Annotated in this window: 14 protein-coding genes and 1 pseudogene; 9 read left to right on the forward strand and 6 right to left on the reverse strand. The window is 70.6% G+C overall.

The window, feature by feature from the left end:
- A pseudogene (locus G6048_RS35335) lies at positions 1-1145 on the reverse strand (hypothetical protein); the annotation flags it as partial.
- Between the two features lie 270 nt (positions 1146-1415).
- On the opposite strand from G6048_RS35335, the gene G6048_RS35340 reads away from it, so the two are divergent.
- From G6048_RS35340 to G6048_RS35350, 3 genes are all read left to right on the forward strand, one after another.
- Positions 1416-3194: an ABC transporter ATP-binding protein gene (locus tag G6048_RS35340; protein ID WP_328827920.1), complete on the forward strand. Its 1779-nt coding sequence runs from the start codon at positions 1416-1418 to the stop codon at positions 3192-3194.
- 564 nt (positions 3195-3758) lie between these two features.
- On the forward strand, positions 3759-5576 hold the full coding sequence (locus G6048_RS35345; RefSeq protein ID WP_165343681.1) for a S8 family peptidase: 1818 nt from the start codon (positions 3759-3761) through the stop codon (positions 5574-5576).
- 237 nt (positions 5577-5813) lie between these two features.
- Positions 5814-6491 (forward strand): AIM24 family protein, encoded by a 678-nt coding sequence (locus tag G6048_RS35350; protein ID WP_165343682.1) that lies wholly within the window; start codon positions 5814-5816, stop codon positions 6489-6491.
- A 208-nt stretch (positions 6492-6699) separates the two neighbouring features.
- Here the strand turns inward: G6048_RS35350 and G6048_RS35355 are convergent, their stop codons facing one another.
- On the reverse strand, positions 6700-7050 hold the full coding sequence (locus G6048_RS35355) for a winged helix-turn-helix transcriptional regulator (RefSeq protein ID WP_165343683.1): 351 nt from the start codon (positions 7048-7050) through the stop codon (positions 6700-6702).
- A 48-nt stretch (positions 7051-7098) separates the two neighbouring features.
- Here G6048_RS35355 and G6048_RS35360 point away from each other — a divergent pair, with 48 nt between their 5' ends.
- Positions 7099-8007: an NAD(P)-dependent oxidoreductase gene (locus tag G6048_RS35360; protein WP_165343684.1), complete on the forward strand. Its 909-nt coding sequence runs from the start codon at positions 7099-7101 to the stop codon at positions 8005-8007.
- Positions 8008-8280: 273 nt separating this feature from the next.
- Positions 8281-9198: an aminoglycoside phosphotransferase family protein gene (locus G6048_RS35365; protein ID WP_165343685.1), complete on the forward strand. Its 918-nt coding sequence runs from the start codon at positions 8281-8283 to the stop codon at positions 9196-9198.
- A 214-nt stretch (positions 9199-9412) separates the two neighbouring features.
- Here G6048_RS35365 and treZ read toward each other — a convergent pair whose 3' ends face one another.
- Positions 9413-11158: a malto-oligosyltrehalose trehalohydrolase gene (gene treZ, locus G6048_RS35370; protein ID WP_165343686.1), complete on the reverse strand. Its 1746-nt coding sequence runs from the start codon at positions 11156-11158 to the stop codon at positions 9413-9415.
- Positions 11159-11356: 198 nt separating this feature from the next.
- Between treZ and G6048_RS35375 the strand changes: the two genes are divergently transcribed.
- Together G6048_RS35375 and G6048_RS35380 are read left to right on the forward strand one after the other, a co-directional pair.
- Positions 11357-11911, forward strand: coding sequence for an FHA domain-containing protein (locus G6048_RS35375; RefSeq protein ID WP_165343687.1), 555 nt, complete (start codon positions 11357-11359; stop codon positions 11909-11911).
- Positions 11912-12105: 194 nt separating this feature from the next.
- The gene (locus G6048_RS35380) at positions 12106-13434 is read left to right on the forward strand and encodes a M14 family zinc carboxypeptidase (RefSeq protein WP_165343688.1); all 1329 of its coding nucleotides are present in this window, start codon (positions 12106-12108) and stop codon (positions 13432-13434) included.
- A 105-nt stretch (positions 13435-13539) separates the two neighbouring features.
- On the opposite strand, the gene G6048_RS35385 is transcribed toward G6048_RS35380, so the two are convergent.
- The 3 genes from G6048_RS35385 to glgX form a co-directional block, all read right to left on the reverse strand.
- Positions 13540-14790: a M14 family zinc carboxypeptidase gene (locus tag G6048_RS35385; RefSeq protein WP_165343689.1), complete on the reverse strand. Its 1251-nt coding sequence runs from the start codon at positions 14788-14790 to the stop codon at positions 13540-13542.
- Between the two features lie 107 nt (positions 14791-14897).
- On the reverse strand, positions 14898-17294 hold the full coding sequence (treY, locus tag G6048_RS35390; protein ID WP_165343690.1) for a malto-oligosyltrehalose synthase: 2397 nt from the start codon (positions 17292-17294) through the stop codon (positions 14898-14900).
- A 168-nt stretch (positions 17295-17462) separates the two neighbouring features.
- Positions 17463-19589, reverse strand: coding sequence for a glycogen debranching protein GlgX (gene glgX / locus G6048_RS35395; RefSeq protein ID WP_165343691.1), 2127 nt, complete (start codon positions 19587-19589; stop codon positions 17463-17465).
- Positions 19590-19770: 181 nt separating this feature from the next.
- Here glgX and G6048_RS35400 point away from each other — a divergent pair, with 181 nt between their 5' ends.
- Both G6048_RS35400 and G6048_RS35405 read left to right on the forward strand, forming a co-directional pair.
- Positions 19771-20604 carry a Tat pathway signal sequence domain protein gene (locus tag G6048_RS35400; protein WP_165343692.1) on the forward strand — a complete coding sequence of 278 codons (834 nt, stop codon included), beginning with the start codon at positions 19771-19773 and terminating at the stop codon, positions 20602-20604.
- 60 nt (positions 20605-20664) lie between these two features.
- Positions 20665-21984 carry a copper amine oxidase gene (locus tag G6048_RS35405; protein WP_165343693.1) on the forward strand — a complete coding sequence of 440 codons (1320 nt, stop codon included), beginning with the start codon at positions 20665-20667 and terminating at the stop codon, positions 21982-21984.
- The last annotated feature ends 109 nt before the right edge of the window (positions 21985-22093 follow it).

A 22093-nucleotide genomic window follows, 5' to 3' on the forward strand; every position in this document is an offset into this window, starting at 1 on the left:
CGTGCGTCGCGGGTGGGGGCGGGCAGATCGGACAGTTGCAGGGGGATGGTGTGGGGAGCGCCGACGGGGTTGCCGCAAGGATCCAGCACCCAGGCGGCGAGGTGGTCGGCGTTGAGGTCCACCGCGAGGACCGGATGTTGCCGCAGCGTTTCCAGGGCCGGGGCCGGGGCTGTGTGGCCCTTGGCGGTGGTGGACCAGGAGGCGTCGAGGTACCAGCGTCCGCGGGCCGGGTCGTAGGTGATGTCGTAGCGGACCGAGGCGCCCGCGGCGATCCGGTCGGCCCACTGCCCGCCCCGGTGGCTGAAGACGGCCGTCGCGTCCAGCACGTACCGGCCGCGCGGGGCGTTGGCGTACTGCCGGCGCAGCGGGTCGGGCAGCACCATCGCGATGGAGCCGTCGGCGGGGTCGACGCTGAGGGTGTAGTTCCCGAACGGTGCGCCCGCCTCGCCGTCCGCGGTCAGGAACATCCGCCGCGCCGACCACGTGGCGTCCCACCCCTCCAGCTGGGCCTGCCAGTCGGCTGCGGTCAGCGGCTTTTCGGCGGTGGCAGCGTCGTAGAGGTGGTGGCGGGCGTTGAGCAGCCGGCGTCCGCCCCGGGTGACCCGCACCCGGCCGCTCTCCCGCTCCCGCACCGCCCGGCGCAGCTGGCCCTGCAGGATCTGCAGCCGCTGCTGCTTGGCCCGCCGCTCGGTGTCATCGGCGTACCCGCGCACCCACCTGCGCCCCTGTCGCACCCGGCTGCCCGGTGTGACGGCGAGGCGGGAGGTGATCGTGGCGATCGCCCGGCGCAGGGAACCGATGCGGGCGTTCAGTGCCCGCCGGGCCAGCTGGTACTGGTCCTCGCTGGTGCGGGTGATCGACCCCGCCCAGCGGGAGGACGACTGCGCGGTCAGTGCCTTCTTCCGCTCGGCCCGCCGATTGTGCGCGGCGGGCACGTTCCCGATCCGCACCCGCGCCGCGAGATCTGCTCCGGCCAGCGCGCCCAGGTGGGAGCCCACCGCGCGAAGTGCCTCCTCGTCGGCGGGCGAGAGGTGCAGCCGGGTGCGGATACGGCATCCGGAAGGCGGGGCGACCACGAACGGGCCAGCCAGCGCACGGAACGGGCGCGGCTCCCGCTGCTTCGCTCCCCGCGCCCGCTTGCCCATCGCCGTGCACCCCCGCTCACCTGTGATGATCTCAACGGGCCGAAGCTAACCCCCGCCCCCACACCCCGGGAAGCACATGCCAGCGATTGGCGAACGACTGCTCCCCTCTGCACGGGAAGGGCAGAAGACGATCGTCTACTGGATCATTCGCGACCGACTACACCCCTCCGCCCTGCCTGAAATGGCCAACACTGGCCTACACATCCGGGGAACTGTTTCCAAGCCGTGCCGTACGTTGGCTGAATGGGGACGGGGAATGGGGGGAGTGCCGTGTCGGTGTCGGATACCGAGGCGTCCAGGGAGGCGTCCGCGTCGAGCGACGTGCCGCCGTGGCGGCTGCTGCTCGGCTATGTGCGGCCGCATCGCTGGGCGTTGCTGGGCGGGGCCGTTCTGTCGTTGATGACCGGGGCCACCGGGCTCGCGTTGCCGTTGGTGGCCCGGGGATTGATCGAGGACCTGCAGCACGACCGGGCCATCACCGGGGCGTTGCTGGTCATGTCCGCACTCGTGATCGCCAATGCCGCGATCGGGGCGCTGGGTGGCTTCGTACTGCGCTACACCGCCGAATCGGTGGTGCTCGGGGCGCGGCGCGCCCTGGTGTCGCATCTGCTGCGGCTGCGTATCGCCGCCGTCGACCGCAGCGAACCCGGCGATCTGATGGCCCGGATAACCTCCGACACCACACTCCTTCGCGAGGTCACCACGGATTCGCTGGTCGGTATCGGTACGGGCGGACTGACCCTCGTCGCCACGCTCGTGATGATGGGTGTGGTCGACCCTGTGCTGTTCGCCGTCACCCTGGGCGTGGTGTTCGGCGCGGGCACGGTGATCGGGGTGATCGTGCCGCGTATCAACCGGGCCAGCAGACAGGCGCAGAACGCGGTCGGCGCGATGGGTGCCTCGTTGGAGCGGGTCCTGGGCGCGCTGCGTACCGTCAAGGCGTCCGGGGCCGAGCACCGTGAGGAACAGGCCGTGCACGCCGCCGCCGAGGAGTCGTGGCGGCAGAGCGTGAAGGCCGCCAAGTGGTCGGCACTGGCGGGCAATACGGCCGGTCTGTCGATGCAGATCGCGTTCATCACCGTGCTCGCGGTGGGCGGGGCGCGGGTCGCGACGGGTGCCATCGACATCGGCACGCTGGTCGCCTTCCTGCTGTTCGTCTTCTACCTGATGTCGCCGATCCAGCAGGTCGTCGGCGCCGTCGCGCAGTACCAGACCGGTGCGGCGGCCCTGGCCCGCATCGAGGAGGCCCGACGGCTGCCCGCCGAACCGGCGAGCGCGCCCGCCCCGCTGCCCCTGCCCGGCGCCGAACCCGCCGCGATCGCCTTCGAGAACGTCCGCTTCCGGTACGCGGACGACCTGCCGTACATCCACCACGGCGTGACCTTCACCGTCCCACCGCGTGGCATGACCGCTTTCGTCGGGCCGTCCGGCGCGGGCAAGACCACCGTCTTCTCCCTCATCGAACGGTTCTACGACCCGGGCGAGGGCCGGATCACCCTGGACGGCCAGGACCTCGCCGACTGGGACGTCTCCGGCCTCCGGTCAGCCATCGGTTACGTGGAGCAGGACGCACCCGTCCTCTCCGGCAGCCTCCGCGACAACCTCGTACTCGGCAATCCCGACGCCGACGAGGCGGATCTGCTCCGCGCGTTGAAGACCACCCGCCTGGACGGCCTGGTCGACCGGCTGCCGAACGGCATGGACACCCTCGTCGGCCACCGCGGCACCAAGCTCTCCGGCGGCGAACGCCAGCGAGTCGCCATTGCCCGCGCCCTACTGCGCCGCCCCCGCCTGCTGCTGCTCGACGAGGCCACCAGCCAACTCGACGCGGTCAACGAAGCGGCGCTGCGCGACACGGTCGCCGACGTAGCCCGCACGACCACGGTCCTGGTAGTCGCCCACCGCCTCTCCACGGTCACCATGGCCGACCGAATAGTCGTCATGGACGCAGGAGAGGTACGAGCCGTAGGCACCCACCGCGAACTAGTGACGGCGGACCCTCTATATGCCGAACTGGCGGCGACTCAGTTCCTGGCGTCAACGGGCTGAAGGTTCATCTGACGCAACGGCTCCCCCCAGGAGCGCCCCGTAAGGGGCGCGGGGCTGTGACATATGCGGCTCCGCCGCGGGGCGCGACAAGCCACGACGCACGCGCAGCCGCGACACAACTGTCACCACCTTCCCCCCCTGGCGGGGCCTGGGGAGCGGCCCCAGTTCGGGAAGGGGCGGGAATGGGGAACTGACCAGCCCCGACGGGCTCGCAGGCCGAGGCGGAATGCCGGTACGGAACGCCGGGACGAGCCCGGACCGAGCGGGGGAAAGCGGTGTCTTCCGGTCCTCAACTGGGCGGCCCGTAGGGGGGTCTCGGGCAGGGATCGAGGGTTTTCCCCGTATCCGGAGGAGCGTGGCCCCACCTACTATTCGAACACAGCTGACCCACAGGTCACCCCCGTAAGGGTCGCTCGCATCTGGCTGGCCGCCGCGTGTTCTCGATCGCACTGTCTCTTCGATCGCACCCCCCGCCGCTTCGACGACGAAGCGATTCGAACGCTGCTCCGTGTTGCGTCGCGCTGGGCGTCTCGCCCCGGAGCCGGCCCCGAAAGGCACACACTCTTGCGTACTCCACGCTCCGCGAGACGGACGCTGATATCCGTCACCGCGATATCAGCAACGCTGCTGGCAGGCACCGCCACCACGGTCGCCGCCGCCCCCGCCGAGAAGACCAAGGCTGCCGCCGCCGAGCAGGCCACGGCCGCCTCCGCCGCCTCCGCCGCCGCCGCCGTGGCCGCCCCGGCCGAGCGGCTGATCGTCGGCTACAAGTCCGGCGCAAGCGAGGCCAAGTCGAACAAGGCTGCCGGCGCAGACGCCGAGGCCAAGGGCAAGGACGCGGGCGAGAACCTCGACTTCCAGCGCCGCCTCGGCACCGGCGCCGCGCTCGTCGACCTGGGCAAGAAGCTCAGCAAGGCCGCGGTCGCCGACGTCGTCGCCGAGTACCAGGCCGACCCGCAGGTCGCGTACGTCGTGCCGGACCGCCTCAACAAGCCCCTCGCGGACCCGAACGACACCGAGTACAGCAAGCAGTGGGACCTGTTCGAGTCCACCGCGGGCATGCGCGTGCCCGGTGCCTGGGGCACCACCACGGGCAGCGGCGTCACCGTCGCCGTGATCGACACCGGCTACGTCGCCCACTCCGACCTCGCCGCGAACATCGTCGGCGGCTACGACTTCATCGCCGACCCCGCGGTCGCCGTCGACGGCAACGGCCGCGACAGCAACCCGGCCGACCCGGGTGACTGGTACGCGGACGGCGAGTGCGGCCAGCCCGAGGGCAGCACCTCCTCCTGGCACGGCACTCACGTCGCGGGCACCGTCGCAGCCGCCACCAACAACGGCAAGGGCATCGCCGGCATCGCGTACAACGCGAAGATCTCCCCGGTCCGCGTCCTCGGCAAGTGCGGCGGTTACGACTCCGACATCATCGACGCCATCACCTGGGCGTCCGGCGGCACCGTCTCCGGCGTGCCCGCCAACACCAACGTCGCCAAGGTCATCAACATGAGCCTCGGCGGGGGCGGCGCCTGCACCAGCGCCACCCAGACCGCGATCAACAACGCCGTCAACCGCGGCACCACGGTCGTCGTCGCGGCGGGCAACAGCAACGCCAACGCGGCCAACTTCTCCCCGGCGAGCTGCAACAACGTCGTCTCCGTGGCCGCGCTCAACCGCGCCGGCTCCCGGACCTACTACTCCAACTTCGGTTCGACCGTGGACATCGCGGCCCCCGGCGGCGAGACCCGTACCACCACCGCCAACGGCATCCTGTCCACGCTGAACTCCGGCGCGCAGGGCCCGTCTTCGGAGTCGTACGACTACTACCAGGGCACCAGCATGGCCGCCCCGCACATCGCGGGCCTCGCGGCGCTGGCCAAGTCGGCGAAGTCCTCGCTCACCCCGGCGCAGATCGAGTCCGCGATCAAGACCAACTCGCGTGCTCTGCCCGGTACTTGCTCGGGCGGCTGTGGTGCGGGTCTGGCCGACGCGGCCAAGACGGTGCAGGCGGTGAGCGGGTCCGACGGCTCCACGGGGGGCACCACCTTCACCAGCACCTCGGCCGTCTCCATCCCGGACAACAGCTCGTCCGTCGAGTCCCCGATCGCCGTCACCGGCCGTACGGGCAACGCCCCTTCGGCACTCCAGGTCGGCGTCGACATCACGCACACCTACCGCGGTGACCTGGTGATCGACCTCATCGCCCCGGACGGGACGGCGTACCGCCTCAAGTCCAGCGGCTCGGACTCCGCCGACGACGTCAAGACCACCTACACGGTCAACGCCTCCAGCGAGACGGCCAACGGCACGTGGAAGCTCCGCGTCCAGGACGTCGCCTCCGCCGACACAGGCCGGATCAACAGCTGGAAGCTGACCTTCTGAAGGGCCTCCTGAAGGACTTTCAGAAGGGCTTCCTGAAGGGCCTTGTGACGAACTGCTGCTGACCTTCTGGCAGCTACAGACCGCCACCCCCCACAGGGGCGGCCGACGCGAGCGGGCGTCGGCCGCCCCGCCCTTCGTTCACGGCGACGTTCACATGGAGGATTACGTCTGCGTTCCTACGGCGCGTCGTAGCGACAAGTCTTGGCGGAACGTGCACGTCCGGGACACGATGCCCGCATGAAGGGTGATCTGTTTTCCAGCGAGTACATGGTGCAGCCCGCCACCACCGTGGGCATGAGCGTGCAGAACGCCAAGTCGATCCGATACATGATCAACGGCGAAATGCTCGCGCGACAGGGAGCGATGATCGCCTATCGCGGAAACCTGCAGTTCGAGCGCAAGGGCCAGGGAGTCGGCGGCATGCTCAAGCGCGCCGTCACCGGGGAGGGGCTGGCGCTCATGGCGGTCCGCGGGCAGGGAGAGGCCTGGTTCGCGCAAGAGGCACAGAACTGCTTCATCGTGGACATCGACCCCGGCGACGTCTTCACCGTCAACGGCCGCAACGTCCTGTGCTTCGACGCCTCCCTGTCGTACGAGATCAAGACCGTGAAGGGCGCGGGCATGACCGGCGGCGGCCTCTTCAACAGCGTCTTCACCGGCCAGGGCAAGCTCGGCCTCGTCTGCGAGGGCAATCCGCTGGTCATCCCGGTCTCGCCGCAGTACCCGGTGTACGTCGACACCGACGCGATCGTCGGCTGGACCGCCAACCTCCAGACCTCCCTGCACCGTTCGCAGTCCATGGGCTCGATGCTGCGCGGCGGCTCGGGGGAGGCGGTGCAGCTGGTGCTGCAGGGGGAGGGATACGTGGTCGTACGGCCTAGCGAGGCGACGCCGCAGAAGCCGCAACAGCACTGATACGTGGCCCTTACTGCCATGGGCTTGGCCCCCTGGGGCCCCCGCTGGGGGCTCTGCCCCCAGCCCCCTTGGCTGGGCCGCCAAGTACCCACCTTTTTGTGGGTACTTGGCGGCGGACGTCAGTCAGGCGAACCTGGTGCAGGGCGGCCGATGGGCCGCGAGGCCCCGGTGAGACTTGAGTGGGGCGTGATGGTTCAGATGTGATGGTTCAAGAGGCTGACTGGGTTCCGGCGAGTTTCTCCAGGCGGCGGTAACCCCAGTCCGAGAGGGGAGCCAACGCTTCGGAGAGTTCTCGGCCGAACGCGGTCAAGGAGTACACGGTTTTGAGGGGAAGTACATCGTGTACCTCCCGGTTCACCAGTCCGTCGGTCTCCATCTCGCGGAGCGCCTGAGTCAGCACCTTCTCGCTGAGGCCCGGCAGTTGCCGACGTAGTTCGCCCGGACGCTGCGGGCCGGCTTCCAGCAGCCAGAGCAGAGCCGTCTTCCACTTTCCGTCGATCACAGCGATCGCGGCAGTTACCCCACAGACAGTCGGGTCCTGGGCACGACTGCGCGTCATCTTGACCCCATTCGTAGCAAATTGTCGACATTTACTCGGAGTTGAACCATGCCCTTACGCACAACCGAACACACCGAACGCACCGAACAGTCTGCCGTCACCGTCCTCGGCCTGGGGCCGATGGGCCGATCCCTGGCGGGCGCCTTCCTGGATGCCGGCCTGCGCACCACCGTCTGGAACCGGACGCCGGGCCGGGACCGGGAGCTGGTCGCACGGGGCGCGGTGAGCGCCCGGTCGGCCGAGGAAGCCGCCGCAAGCAGACTGACCGTGGTCTGCGTGGTGAACTACGACGCCGCGGACACCATTCTGCGCCGCGCTGAGGTCACCGACGCGCTCAAGGGGAGCACGGTGGTCAACCTGACCGCGGACACGCCTGACCGAGCCCGGGATGCCGCGGCCTGGGCGGCGGAGCACGGCGTGCGCTACCTGGACGGTGCGATCATGACGCCGGTCACGACCATCGGCACTCCGGCCGCCGTCTTCCTCCACAGCGGCCCGGAGGATCTCTACCGCGAACATCAGCCCGTCCTTCAAGCGTTGGGCGGCACCCATACCCACCTCGGCGACGACATCGGCCGGGCGGCGGCATACGACATCGCGCTGCTCGACGTCTTCTGGACCGCCATGGCGGGATATGCCCACGCCTTGGCGGTGGCCCGCGCGGAAGGGATCTCCGCGCGAGAGCTGGCGCCGTTCGCCAAGGGCATCGGCGACATACTCCCGCCCCTCTTCGAAGAGCTCGCGGAGGACATGGACGACGGAACGTACTCCGGTGAGGACAACCCCCTTACCTCAGCCGCGTCATCCATGGCTCATATCGTCCGCACCTCCGAGGCCCACGGCATCGACGCGGGCGTGATGCGCGCGGCGGAAGGCCTGGCCCGCCGGGCCATCGGACAAGGGCACGGCGCTGACGGGTTCATGCGGATCGCCGAGCTCCTGGGCGGCCGTCAATGAGGAGACCTCGTGGGGTCACGTACGTGTGGCGCGGGAACGTGGTGCTGTCGCGCGCCGGGTGCGGCGCCGGCTGGAGCAGGTTTCCGGCGGCGTACTGCTGATCCTGGGGGCGTGGGCGGCGCCGGAGAGCTGAATCCGGCACCGGGTGGCCGCTCGGCGGGCCCCGGAAAGTGCTGTTCACCGGCTCGCGTCGCCTCCGCTGTCCGGGCAGGATGCTGACCGTAGTCCTTTTGACCTACGGAGACCGGGACACCGAACGGCGACGGCGCGACCATGACCCAGGCAACGACACCCACGGCGGACACCGTACGACGCCTTGTCCGCTCCCTGCTTCCGGACGGCGGGAGATCCGACATCCGGCCTGTCGGCGCGGGCGCTGAGGCCGCCACCTGGTACGTCGGCACGCGCCATGTGCTGCGCCTCGCCCCGGACCGCGATGCCTCTGTGCGCCAGCGACGCGAGTTGCGGCTGCGGGACGTGGTGCGGACGCACCTGCCGGTCGCCGTCCCGGTGAGCATCGCGCACGGCGAGTGGGCGAGCGGGCTGACGTACACGCTTGACACCCTGATCCCGGGCGGCTCCGGCGAGCGGCACGACGTGTCCGCCGTGGGGGAGGCCGATCTGGCGGGGCTGCTCACCGGACTGCGCGAGGTGCCCGTACGCCAGGCCGAGGCGCTCGGTGTGCCCCGTACCGCGCCCCGCTCCCTGGAGGCGCTGCGGGCCGCCGCCGCGCGGGCGGCCGAACGGCTCGGCGCAGCCGACGAGTTCGACGCCGCGCGGCTCCACCAGCTCACCGCGCCCGCCGCCGTCCAGCTCGGGGCGCAGCCCGGGGCCGCCGTTCTCGTCCACCACGGCCTCAGCGGTGATCGCCTCGTGGTGAGCGCCGACGGGCGCGTACGCGGCGTCCTCGGCTGGGCCGACGCCCTGGCCGGCGACCCCGCCGAGGACATCGCCGGTCTCGCCCGCGCCGTCGGTGCCCCCGCCGCCGTCCGCGCGGCGACCCTCGCCGGATACGGCGCCCGCCCCTGCCTGCGCGGCCTGTGGCTGGCCCGATGCGACGCCCTGATCCGCCTCGCCGACCGCCTACGGGGACACGGCAACGACCCGCTGCCGCCGCTGCGCTCCCAGCTGGACCGCGCATGGGAGGCGATCCTGCTGGAACGGGTCACAGAGCTGCGGGACGACGAGTAACCGCTGACGACTGACCGCTCCGGCAGCGACCTCACGCCGGCGCCAGGACCCACGCCCGTGTGGGCGATCACGGATCCTTCCCGCGTCGGCACCCACTGATCCCTCCCGCGTCAGCAGCACCGCATCACTCTGCCGTCAGCACTCCCTCCCGCGCCCGCGTCACTGTTCACTCCCCTTCAGCAGCACTGCCTCACTCCCGCACCAACGCCACGGATCACTCCTGCGTCAGCACCACGCACGACTCGCCCGGCAGGCTCAACAGCCCGTCCGCGCCCGGCACTTCCACCGGCTCCCAGGCCGCCAGCATGCGCACGCGAGCCGTGCCGAGCGGGATCGACGCGGGCTCCTTGCCGAGGTTCACGGCCACCCGGACGTCGCCCCGGCGGAACGCCAGCCAGCGGCCCTCCTCGTCGTAGGCGACCTTGACGTCCGAGAGGTCGGGGTCCGTAAGGTCCGGCTGGTCGTGCCTGAGGGCGATGAGTTCGCGGTACCAGGCGAGCACGCGCGCGTGGGGCTCGTTTTCCCGCTCGGACCAGTCCAGGCAGGAGCGGTCGCGGGTCGCCTGGTCCTGGGGGTCCGGGACGTCCTCCTCGGCCCAGCCGTGCGCCGCGAACTCCCGCCGCCTGCCCCGGCGTACGGCCTCGGCCAGTTCGGGATCCGTGTGGTCGGTGAAGAACTGCCAGGGCGTGCCCGCCGCCCACTCCTCGCCCATGAACAGCATCGGCGTGAACGGCCCGGTGAGTGTCAGCGCCGCCGCGCAGGCCAGCAGACCGGGGGAGAGGGCGGCCGAGAGGCGGTCGCCCTGGGCGCGGTTGCCGACCTGGTCATGGGTCTGTGAGTAGCCGAGAAGGCGGTGTGAGGAGACGCGCGTACGGTCCAGGGGGCGGCCATGGCGCCGGCCGCGGAAGCTGGAGTACGTGCCGTCGTGGAAGAAGCCGCCCGTCAGCGTTTTCGCGACGGCCGCGAGCGGGGCTCGGGCGAAGTCCTCGTAGTAGCCCTGCGATTCACCGGTCAGCGCGGTGTGCAGGGCGTGGTGGAAGTCGTCGTTCCACTGCGCGTGCAGACCGAGCCCGTTCTCCTTGCGGGCCGTGATCACCCGCGGGTCGGCCAGGTCGGATTCGGCGACGAGGAACAGCGGCCGGTCCAGGTCCCCTGAGAGCGCGTCCACGGCGGCCGACAGCTCCTCCAGGAAGTGGTGGGCGCGGGTGTCGCGCAGGGCGTGCACGGCGTCAAGGCGCAGCCCGTCGATCCGGTAGTCGCGCAGCCAGGCGAGGGCGCTGCCCAGCAGATACGCGCGCACCTCGTCCGAACCGGGCGCGTCCAGGTTGACGGCCGCACCCCAGGGCGTGTGATGCGTGTCCGTCAAGTACGGGCCGAACTCGGGCAGATAGTTGCCGGACGGGCCGAAGTGGTTGTGCACGACGTCCAGGACGACACCGAGGCCGAGCTCGTGCGCGCGGTCGACAAACCGTTTCAGCGACTCGGGGCCGCCGTACGGCTCGTGCACCGCCCACAGCGAGACCCCCTCGTACCCCCAGCCGTGCCGCCCCGGGAACGGGCACAGCGGCATCAACTCGACGTGCGTGACGCCCAGTTCCGCGAGATGCCCGAGCCGCTCGGCGGCCGCGTCCAGGGTGCCCTCGCGCGTGTACGTGCCCACATGCAGCTCGTACAGCACCGCGCCGGGCAGCCCGCGTCCGGCCCACTCGGCGCGCCACGCGTACCGCTCGTGGTCGACCACCGCGCTCAGCCCGTCGGGCCCGTCGGGCTGCCGCCGCGAGCGCGGATCGGGCCGTACGGGGCCGTCGTCGACCGCGAAGCCGTACCGCGTGCCGTTCTCGGCCTCCGCCTCCGCCGTCCACCACCCCGCGCGCTCCGGATCACGTTCCATCGCCTGTGTGCCGCCCGCGCAGTGGAGCGTCATACGGCCGGCCTGTGGTGCCCACACCTCGAACTGCACGAACGGTTCTCCCTCGTCTGCTCACCGCGATCTCGCCGGTCCCATGGTGCGCCACACGAGATCAGTCGCGCGGCTGAAACCGCTCGAACGAAGGATTGAACCCGTGTCGGTCGCAATACCGAACCAGAGGTGTACCAAGTTCCCGGCCAGTTCCTGGTTTTCTGGACACCTCGGCGCCGCTGACCGACAATCACCAGCGTGACGTCGTCTTTCGAGTTCCACACTTATCCCGCCGCTCGGCTGTCGGACGCCGAGCGTGACAGGGCGTTGAGTGTGCTTCGAGAGGGCGCCGCGCTGGGTCGGATCTCGCACCAGACGTTCGTCCACCGGATGGAACTCGCGCTCGCCGCCCGCACCTCCGACGAACTCGCCGCGCTCACCGCCGATCTGCGCAAGGAGAGCCGTTTCTCGCGGCTGGTGTTCGGCACGGTGGAGGCGGTTTCCGGCTTCAGCGAACGGCTGCGCAGGGCCTGGCAGTCCGAGAAGCTCCCCAAGCTGCTGCTGCCGCGCCCCGACAGCCCGTACCCGCTGCGGATCGGCCGCGACCCGGCCAGCGGACTCAGGCTCAGCCACGAGACGGTTTCCCGTGTGCACGCCGAACTGACCCGTCAGGGCGGCCTGTGGGTGCTGCGCGACCTCGGCTCGACGAACGGCACCGCCGTGAACGGTCGACGGGTGATCGGCGCCGCCGTGGTCCAGGCCGGCGATCAGGTCAGCTTCGGGCGGATGTCGTTCCGCCTCGCCACGGACTGACGCCTCCTGCCCGGTGGGGCGGAACCGTTTCCTCCGGGTGAACGACCCGCGGCGGGCGAACTTCCTGCTCGGGCGGCGGTGTTGACGTACCCGCGCGATCGTGACTCACTGTGCGTACACCATCCACAGCAAGTGAAGCAACGGCTACTCGCAGCGGAGGTAAGACCCTGCCGCAACTCCTCCGCTACCCGTCCGTGGACGAGCTGCGCGTCCAGGCGGCGGCGCTCGTCCAGCGTCACCCGAAGGACGCCCGGCTGCGCCGGGTGGGCACCTCACGCGCCGGGCTCCCGATGTGGCTGCTGTCCGTCGGGCACGGCAGCCGTCAGGTCCTCGTCGTCGCGGGCCCGCACGCCAACGAACCCGTGGGCGGCGCCACCGCCCTGCGCCTCGCCGAACGAGCGCTTGCCGACCCACGCCTGTGCGAGGGCGCCGACGCGACCTGGAACCTGCTGCTGTGCCTCGACCCGGACGGCGCCCGCCGCAACGAGGGCTGGCTGTCCGGGCCGTACACCCTCGGCCACTACTTCCGGCACTTCTTCAGACCCGGCTTCCGCGAGCAGCCCGAGTGGCTGCCCGACGGCGCGGACTGCGCCGCCCTGCCGGAGACCCGCGCCCTGCTCGACCTCCAGGACGAACTGCGGCCCTTCTTCCAGTGCTCCTTGCACGGCGTCGACGTGGGCGGCGGCTTCGTCGAGCTGACCCGCGAACTCCCGGGCCTCGCCCCGCGCCTCGCCCACACCGCGGCCCGCCTGGGCATCCCCCTCGAACTCGGGCCGTACGACACGCTGTACTGGCCCACCCTGGGGCCCGCCGTCTACCGCATCCCGCCCCCGCGGCGCGCGGACCTGGCCGCCGCCATCACGGAGGCGGCGGTCGAGTCCACCTGGTTCCACCCGCACCGGTACGGCACGGTGACCGCGGTCGTCGAGGCCCCCATGTGGGGCGTACGGGCCGTGGGGGACGCCTCGCCGTCCGCCGACGCCGACGGGGCACTGAGGGCCGTCAGTCGCACGCTGCGCCGAGACACCCGGCTTCTTCAGGCGCTGCTCACCCGGATCCGCCCCGGCCTCGGCACGACCGCGGACACGGCGTCCCTGCTCGCACCGGTCGACGACTATTTACTGGTCTGCCCCGGCCTCGCCGACTCCTGGGACCCCGACACGGACACCGACGACGGCACGCACCCGCTGCCGCCGCTCGACACCGCCCGGCTGACCGCGCTGCGCATCTCCGCGCGGCGGATAGCGCTGCGTACGGCGGGGCTGCTGCACCAGCTCGTGACGCGCGCCGGGCGCGATCCGTCCGGCGCGCTGCCGGACCTCGAGCGGCTGATCGACGCGTGGTGCGCCGATTACCACGACGGGTATCAGGCGCGGTGGATTCCCGTCGCGCGACAGGTCGAGTACCAGGCGCGCGTGGTACTCCACGCGTTCCAGCTCGCGGGCCGCGGGGCGCCGGTGTCGCGACCCGGCGCCAGTGCGGTCGGTCCGGCTCCGGCGAAGGCTGAGCTGCCCTTCGAATGAGCTGAGCGCTCGGACGGGATTGCAGTCGGCAGCTGCGGGTGCGTTGTGGCCGGTCGAGCCCCCCGGCGGAGCCGCAGATGTCACAGCCCCGCGCATCGAGTGCGCTTACTCCGCCCGCTCCCGTGCATGATGTGCCGCCGCCACGACCGTACGGCTCTGATGCTCCACCTGGTGTTCCAGGGGTACCCAGCGGGCGCGGAAGCGTTCGGCGAAGGCTTCGCTCCAAGAGGCCACCAGGTGCTCCAGGTGCGGGGCCGCGCGGTCGTCCGTCTCCTGGAGGACGCGGAGTAGCATCGCGGCGGCCCGGAGCGGGAGGCGGCGGCCGAAGGCGTCCACGCTGCCGACGTACGCCATCGTGGTGTCCGCCGGAGGGTGTCCGGCCCAGTCGTCGGCCAGGCCCGGCACCAGCTCCAGGGCCCACTTCGCGGCCCGCAGCAGCGGCCCGTCGGGGCCCGGCAGACGGGGCAGTGCCTCGGTGAGGACGCCCTCCACCTGGAGCGAGTCCCGCAGCAGCCGGCGCGCCAGATGCCGCATCGCCGCGTCCGGCGCGGGATGCGGCGCCGGGTCGTCCACCAGGTCGCTGGCCCACATCGGCACCTCGACGACCGCGGTGAGACCGCCGTACCGGTGGGCGTGGTACCAGGTGCTGTGCCGGACGTCGTCCGGGATGCTCGGGTACGGCGCGTCCGTGCCGAGGTCCGGCATCACATGCACCCCGGGCCCGGAAGCAGGCCAGCCCGCCGCGTCCGAGGCTCCCCTCTCCACCGGAATGTGCAACTCGGCCGCGGACTTGGCGAACGGCTCCGCAAGACCCGGTACGTCCTTCGTCAACTGCACCCAGCTGCCGCCCAGATCGGTCCCATGGAGCGTCGCCTGGAGGTAGGGACGCAGCTCGTCGATGACCCTCGTGAGGGCACGCGTCTCCGGCGGCAGCCGGTCGGGCGGCAGTACGGACGGCGACCACTCCGGCTGCTCGGCTCCGGCGGGGCGGAAGAACCCGAGGTGGTAGTCGAGCAGGGTCCGCGGCGCCGGAGTCTCATGCAGACTCGCCCCGTCCGGGTCCGCACAGAGCAAGAAGTGCCACGACGTGTCGGCCCTCAACTGCCGCTCGTGCAACACCCGTTCGGCCAGCGCCAGCAGAGTGGAACCCCCGGTGGGCTCGTTGGCATGAGCCCCCGCGACCACCAGCACGGCCCGCTCGGCATGGCCCAGCGACAGCAGATGCAGCGGTCGCCCCGCCCGCGAGACCCCGACCTGCTCAAGGGAACACAGCCATGGCCGTTGAGCCGCCAACGCCCGGGCGGACGCGACGGTTTCGGTCACACTGGGGTACCGCAGCTCCGGCAGGAGACTCACCACCCCCGTCTTGGACCACCCGGCGTCGCCATCCGCAGTACTCCACGGACTGAATGAACTGTCAAGGAGTTGGCCTCAGGCGTGCGGAAGCACGAACAGCGGTGACCTCAGGCACGCGAGCCCTCAGGTTCACCCACCCTCTCCAGGAGCACCACCGGCAACCGCTCGAAAAGTGCCTCCACGCGCGCGTGCCCCGTGAACTCCCGTCCCGGAGTGAGCAGATCGGTCCACCGCCCGGGGGGCAGTGGCAGCACCGTGTCGCGCCAGCCGCCCGCCTCCTCCAGACGCAGGGACAGGCGGGTGACGGCGGTGATCGCCTCCCCGGAGCGTACGAAGGCTACGCAGTGCGCGGCGGCCGCGCCTTCCGCGTCGAGCGGGGTGTACGTCGCCGACTCGCCGAAGACGGCGGGGCGTTGCCCCCGCAGTCGCAGTGCGGTCGCGGTGAGTGCGGCCTTCTCGGCGGACAGGTCGTCCGGCTCCTTCGCCTTCGGCGGGAAGTGGGCCGAGCGCCGGTTGTCCGGGTCCACGAGGGCCCGGTTCTCGACCTCCGTGCCCTGGTAGACGTCCGGCACGCCCGGCATCGTCAGGTGGACGAGGGCGGACCCGAGGACGTTCGCCCACACATGCGGCTCCAGGGTGGCCCTGAACTCGGCGGCACGCCGCCCGGGCGCCCCACAGGGCCCCGCCCTGAGGAACGCGGCGACAGCGGCCTCGTACGCGGGATCCTGCTCCGTCCACGAGGTGAACAGGCCGGCCTCCCGGACGTGCTTCAACAAGGCGCCCTGGAGCCGCTCTTCGGCCGCGGGCCCGAGACCGACCGCCGTCTGCCACGCCGCCCACGCCACCTGCGGATCCGGCGCGCCCACCCCGTCGACCGCCGTCTGCCCGGTCACCTCGGCCAGCAGGTCGGCCCAGCGCAGGGGGCACTGGGTGAGCACGGAGATCGCCGCCCGCACGTCGGCGCTGCGCTTGGTGTCGTGGGTGGACAGCACGGTGCCGGTGGCGGGCCAGTCGCGCTGCACGCGCGCACAGTACGCGTGGAAGTCCTCCGGGGGCACGGCGGGGAACTCCGGTTCGCCGCCCACCTCGTTCGCCGAGAGGACGGGCACGTACCGGTAGAACGCCGTGTCCTCCATGGACTTGGCCCGCAGCGCCGACGCGGTCTGCGCGAACCGCGCCCGGAACCCCTCGTGCGCGGGCCCCTCGCCGTTCCGGCCGAGCACCAGGTCCCGTACGGCGTCCACCGCGTGGGCTTCCTCGGGCACCGTGAAGGCCCCGCGCGCCTCGTGCGCGGCCTCCTCGGTGACGACCGCCTCGGCGTCCCCGGAGGCGTACGGCCGGTAGACCCGGAGGCGTACGAGGAGTTCGCGCAGCGCGGTGCCCAGGGCCCAGGGGGCGTGGTCGCGCAGCGCGGGGTCCGGGGACGTACGGCACAGGCGGTCGGCCTCACGGGTGAGGCGGTCGATCTCGGTGGCCAGCTCGTGGTGGGCCACCTTGTACGCGGCCCGCCGCACTGTCGCCTCCCAGACGCCGCCACGGTCGGCCTGAGGCGCCGCGAACCTCCGGTACTGGCCAAGGAGTTCGCCCGCCCCCGCCGGGTCCGTGAACAGGCCGTCGATGTGCCGCAGCGCGTCATAGCCGGTGGTGCCCGCGACCGGCCAGGCGGCCGGCAGCGGTTCGCCCTCCGCGAGGATCTTCTCGACCACCGTCCAGCGCCCGCCGGTCGCCTCGTGGAGCCGCTGGAGGTACGCGTCCGGGTCCGCGAGGCCGTCGGGGTGGTCGATCCGCAGCCCGTCGACCACGCCGTCGTCCAGCAGCCGAAGGATCTTCGTGTGCGTGGCGTCGAACACCTCCGGGTCCTCGACCCGTACCCCGATGAGCTCCGAAATGCTGAAGAAACGGCGGTAGTTGAGCTCGGTGCGGGCCAGCCGCCACCACCCCAGGCGGTACCACTGGGCGTCCAGGAGCTGCGGCAGCGGCAGTTTCTCGGTGCCGGCACGCAAGGGGAACGCGTGTTCGTGATAGCGCAGTACGTCGCCGTCGACCTCAAGATCGCCGAGCTGCGTGCCGAGCCGTCCCCCGAGCAGCGGCAGCAGTACCCGGCCGTCCTGGGCCTCCCAGTCGATGTCGAACCAGCGCGCGTACGCCGAGTCCGGGCCCTCGCGCAGTACCTCCCAGAGGGCGCGGTTGTGCCGCGGGACCATCGCCATGTGGTTCGGCACGATGTCCACCACGAGGCCCAGGCCGTGCTCCCGGGCGGTGCGCGACAGGGAGCGCAGGCCCTCCTCGCCGCCCAGTTCGTCCCGTACGCGCGCGTGGTCCACCACGTCATAGCCGTGCGGGGACCCCGGCACGGCCTCCAGCACCGGCGACAGATGCAGATGCGAGACGCCGAGCGAGGCCAGATACGGCACGGAGGCCTCGGCGGCGCCGAACGGGAACTCCGGCTGCAGCTGGAGCCGGTAGGTGGCGGTCGGCGCCGGTTCGTTGCGCTCAGGTGTCATGGCAACGTACGTACCCCGCGCGCGGGCCTTTTGTGTTTATAGACACGCTTGCGCTCCGCTGGGAGGGCAGTTTTGACGCTGCGCGCTGTCTGTGGCTGGTCGCGCCCGTACGGCGGGGCCGCAAATTGACACAGCCCCGCGCCCCTTACGGGGCACGGGGCTGCGGCATCACGCCGGGCGCTGCAGCACCACCACGCTGCGGTCCACCAGCGTCAGGCGTTCCCCCGCCTGCACCTTCGGACCCGTCCCCGGCGGTACCCCCTCGGCCCGCGACGTGTCGACCACCACCTGCCACTGCCTGCCGTGGTCGACCGGCACCGCGAACTCCATGGTCTTCGGGGAGGCGTTGAACATCAGCAGGAACGAGTCGTCGGTGATGCGCTCCCCGCGCGGGCCCGGCTCGGAGATCGCGTTGCCGTTGAGGAAGACGGACAGGGCGCGGGCCTGTGTGGAGTTCCAGTCGCGTTGGGTCATCTCCTCGCCTGCGGGGGTGAACCAGGCGATGTCCGACAGTTCGTCGTGGGTGCCCTGCACGGGGCGCCCGTGGAAGAAGCGGCGGCGCCGGAAGACGGGGTGTTCACGGCGTAGCCACACCATCGCGCGGGTGAACGGGAGTAGTCCGGCGCCGTCCGCAGGGTCTTCGAGGTTCTCCGGCCACGGCACCCAGGCCAGCTCGTTGTCCTGGCAGTACGCGTTGTTGTTGCCGCTCTGTGTGCGCGCGAACTCGTCGCCGTGGCTGAGCATCGGTACGCCCTGGGAGAGCATCAGCGTCGCGATGAAGTTCCGCATCTGCCGTGCCCGCAGCTCCAGGACCTCCGGGTCGTCGGTGTCGCCCTCGACTCCGCAGTTCCAGGACCGGTTGTGGCTCTCGCCGTCGCGGTTGTCCTCGCCGTTCGCCGCGTTGTGCTTCTCGTTGTACGAGACCATGTCGTGCAGCGTGAAGCCGTCGTGGCAGGTCACGAAGTTGATCGAGGCGAGCGGGCGGCGTCCGTCGTCCTGGTAGAGGTCGGAGGACCCCGTCAGCCGGGACGCGAACTCCGCGAGTGTGCGCGGCTCGCCCCGCCACAGGTCCCGTACGGTGTCGCGGTACTTGCCGTTCCACTCGGTCCACAGCGGCGGGAAATTGCCCACCTGGTAGCCGCCCTCGCCGACGTCCCAGGGCTCGGCGATCAGCTTCACCTGGGAGACCACCGGGTCCTGCTGCACCAGGTCGAAGAACGACGACAGCCGGTCCACCTCGTGGAACTGCCGGGCGAGGGTCGCCGCGAGGTCGAAGCGGAAGCCGTCGACGTGCATCTCGGTGACCCAGTAGCGCAGCGAGTCCATGATGAGCTGGAGTACGTGCGGGGAGCGCATCAGCAGGGAGTTGCCCGTGCCGGTGGTGTCCATGTAGTAGCGGGGGTCGTCCGTCAGCCGGTAGTACGAGGCGTTGTCGAGGCCCCTGAAGGACAGCGTCGGCCCCAGGTGGTTGCCCTCGGCCGTGTGGTTGTAGACGACGTCGAGAATGACCTCGATGCCTGCTTCGTGAAGGGCGCGTACGGCCGACTTGAACTCCAGGACCTGCTGTCCGCGGTCGCCCCAGGAGGCGTACGCGTTGTGTGGGGCGAAGAAACCGATCGTGTTGTAGCCCCAATAGTTGTTCAGGCCCATGTCGACCAGCCGGTGGTCGTTCACGAACTGGTGGACCGGCATCAGCTCCAGCGCCGTGACCCCCAGCTCCGTGAGGTGCTCGATGATCGCGGGATGCGCCAGCGCCGCGTACGTGCCGCGCAGCTCGTCCGGCAGCGCCGGATGGCGCATGGTCAGGCCCTTCACATGGGCCTCGTAGAGCACCGTTTCGTGGTACTCGGTGCGCGGGAGCCGGTCGTCGCCCCAGTCGAAGTACGGGTTGACCACCACCGAGGACATCGTGTGGGGAGCCGAGTCGAGATCGTTGCGCTTGTTCGGCGAGCCGAAGTGATAGCCGTACACCTCCTCGCCCCAGTCGATGCTGCCGCTGATGGCTTTCGCGTACGGATCGAGCAGCAGCTTCGCGGAATTGCAGCGCTGTCCGCGTTCGGGCGCGTACGGACCGTGCACACGGAAGCCGTAGCGCTGTCCCGGCATGATGCCGGGCAGGTACGCGTGCCGCACGAACGCGTCGGCCTCCCGCAGCTCTATCGCCGTCTCCGAACCGTCGTCATGGAGCAGACACAGCTCGATTCGGTCGGCGGCCTCCGAGAAGACCGCGAAGTTGGTGCCGGCGCCGTCATATGTGGCACCGAGTGGGTACGCCTGTCCAGGCCAGACCTGCATGGATACGACTCTTCCAGTTGTGCGACGTCGCGTGGGGCGACTCCGGCCCGAGTCTCCCCGAAAGTGATGGAACCACCTATGACTTACGTCCCTCTTACTGACTGACCAGTGCATACGTGGTGCGTATGCCGACCAGTGGGGCTCAAGTGATTCTTAGAGATACAGGGGAGCGGGGGGAAATGTGCGCAAGATAGTGCACCGCCATCTTGGCAAGGTGGTCGCGGGGGCGGGTATCGCGGTGGCCACGACGGCCGTGATGGTGGCCGTCACACTGCCGGGTTCGGCGGGGGCCGACGACTCCGGCAGCGGCGCGGGGGCCGGCCAGAGCGGCCAGCAGGCGGGACAGGAGGCTCAGGGGACGGGCCAGGAGCAGGGCCAGGGCGCCGTGCGGCCGGGCGTCGTCGAGCAGGCGCCGGCGGAGGGCGACACCGGTGAGGGGCGCGATCCGCTGACCGAGGACGAGGCCGAGCGGGTCGAGCAGCTTGCCCTGGACCGGCAGCTGCGGCGCTCGAGCGAGAACGTCGAGGGCGAAGAAGGCGGGCCGCAGCCGCTCACCGTCGACCTCGCGGATCCCGAGGTGAGCGAACTGGACGACGCGGACGCGCCGAGGCGTGCCGAAGTGTCGTTCTACGACTACAAGGGCGACTCGCTCGTCACGAAGACCGTCAACCTCGACACCGGCAAGGTCGAGGCGACGGACACCCAGGAGGGTGTCCAGCCGCCGCTGAGCCGTGACGAGAACGTCGAGGCCGGGGAACTCCTGATCGCCGACCCGCTCGGCGAGGGCCTGAAGGCGGACTACAAGGACGCCACCGGCAACGAACTGACCAAGCCCGACCAGCTGCTGCTCAACAGCATGGTCTACCGGGCGAACGCGGGTACGCCGGCCGCTCTCGCCGACTGCGGAGAGCACCGCTGCCTGCGTCTGTTCGCGAAGGTCAAGAACGGACCCTGGATCGACACCCGTGACCTGGTGATCGACCTCAGCGCCCGCAAGATCGCCAAGGTCGGCTGAACCGAGCCGCATCAGTTCGCTTTTCCAACTCACGCTCTTCTGTAAGGAAGTCATCTCTCCATGCGCGTGAACAGAATCAGCCGTGCCCGCAACCGGACGATGGTGGGCCTCTCGGTGGCCGCCCTGACCGTCGGCGCGACCTCCGCCGCGGGCCCGGCCGCCGCCGAACCCGCGGCCAAGCCGAAGGCCGCCCCCGCGGCGGCCGCCGACTGCAGCGCGGCGTACAAGATCGAGCAGAAACTGGCCGCCGGTACCAAGTGGACGATGTGCTGGCGCTACGACAGCTATGCCGGGCTCGTCCTGGAGAACGTCTCGTACCAGCCCAAGGGCGAGGCCCGTCCGATACGCGTCCTGACCAGCGCGAAGGTCGCCCAGATCCACGTCCCCTACGACGACGGCTCGGTCGAGTACGACGACCTCACCGGCGCCGGCTTCGCGCAGGGCCTGATGAACATGGCACCCGGCGAGTGTCCCGGCGGCACCATCAAGACGGTTAGGGTCCCGGGCGGGGACCCGCAGCAGCCGAACGTCAAGGGCCTGTGCACCACGACCCGCTCCCGCGGACACGCCTACCGCATGCAGGGCGACACCGCGAACAAGGTCTGGCAGCAGCAGGGCAAGGACCTGCTCGTCTACACCGTCAACCAGACCGGCTGGTACGAGTACATCACCGAGTGGCGCTTCCAGGACGACGGCCAGATCAACATGAACGTCGGCGCCACCGGCAGCCTCTCGCCCAGCGACTACGACGCGGGCGACGGCCGCGGCTGGCCGATCGGCAAGGGCGCCAAGGACTACGCCACCAGCCACAGCCACAACGTCTTCTGGCGGCTCAACTTCGGCCTCGACGGCAACCCCAAGAACAAGGTCGAGCAGTACGACTCCGTGGTCAGCCCGCCCGCACAGGGCGGCGAGGCCCCGCGCAACAAGACCACCCGCACGAAGATCACCAAGGAACTCGCGGGCGACGCCAAGAACATGCGCTGGTGGCGCGTCGTCAGCACGACCGGTAAGAACAAGGACAACCACGCCCGTTCGTACGAGATCGTCCCGGGCGCCACGTCCAAGTACCCGGGCCGCAGCTACACCAAGAAGGACATCTACTTCACCCAGTACAAGAAGTGCGAGCAGTTCGCCAGCCACAACCCGCGCAACTGCGGTGCCGGAGCGGGCAAGTCCGTCGACAAGTGGGTCAACGGACAGAACCTCACCCACCCGGTGGCCTGGGTGAACATCGGCTTCCACCATGTCGCCCGGGACGAGGACCAGCAGCCGATGCCGGTCCACTGGCAGGGCTTCTCCCTCACCCCGCGTGACGTCACCGCTATGAATCCGCTCACTCCGCCCGCCCTTGCCGATCAGAACGGGCAAGTGGAATAAGGACGTTGAGAAACGACCTGTCCATCCGGCTGCACCGTTGACCGCCCACGGAGTACCCTTCCTTGATCGTTGGCTGGGGGAGTGCTCGGGGGAGCGGAAGGCGGTGCGC

The organism is Streptomyces ureilyticus (assembly GCF_011045025.1).
Lineage (GTDB): Bacteria > Actinomycetota > Actinomycetes > Streptomycetales > Streptomycetaceae > Streptomyces > Streptomyces ureilyticus.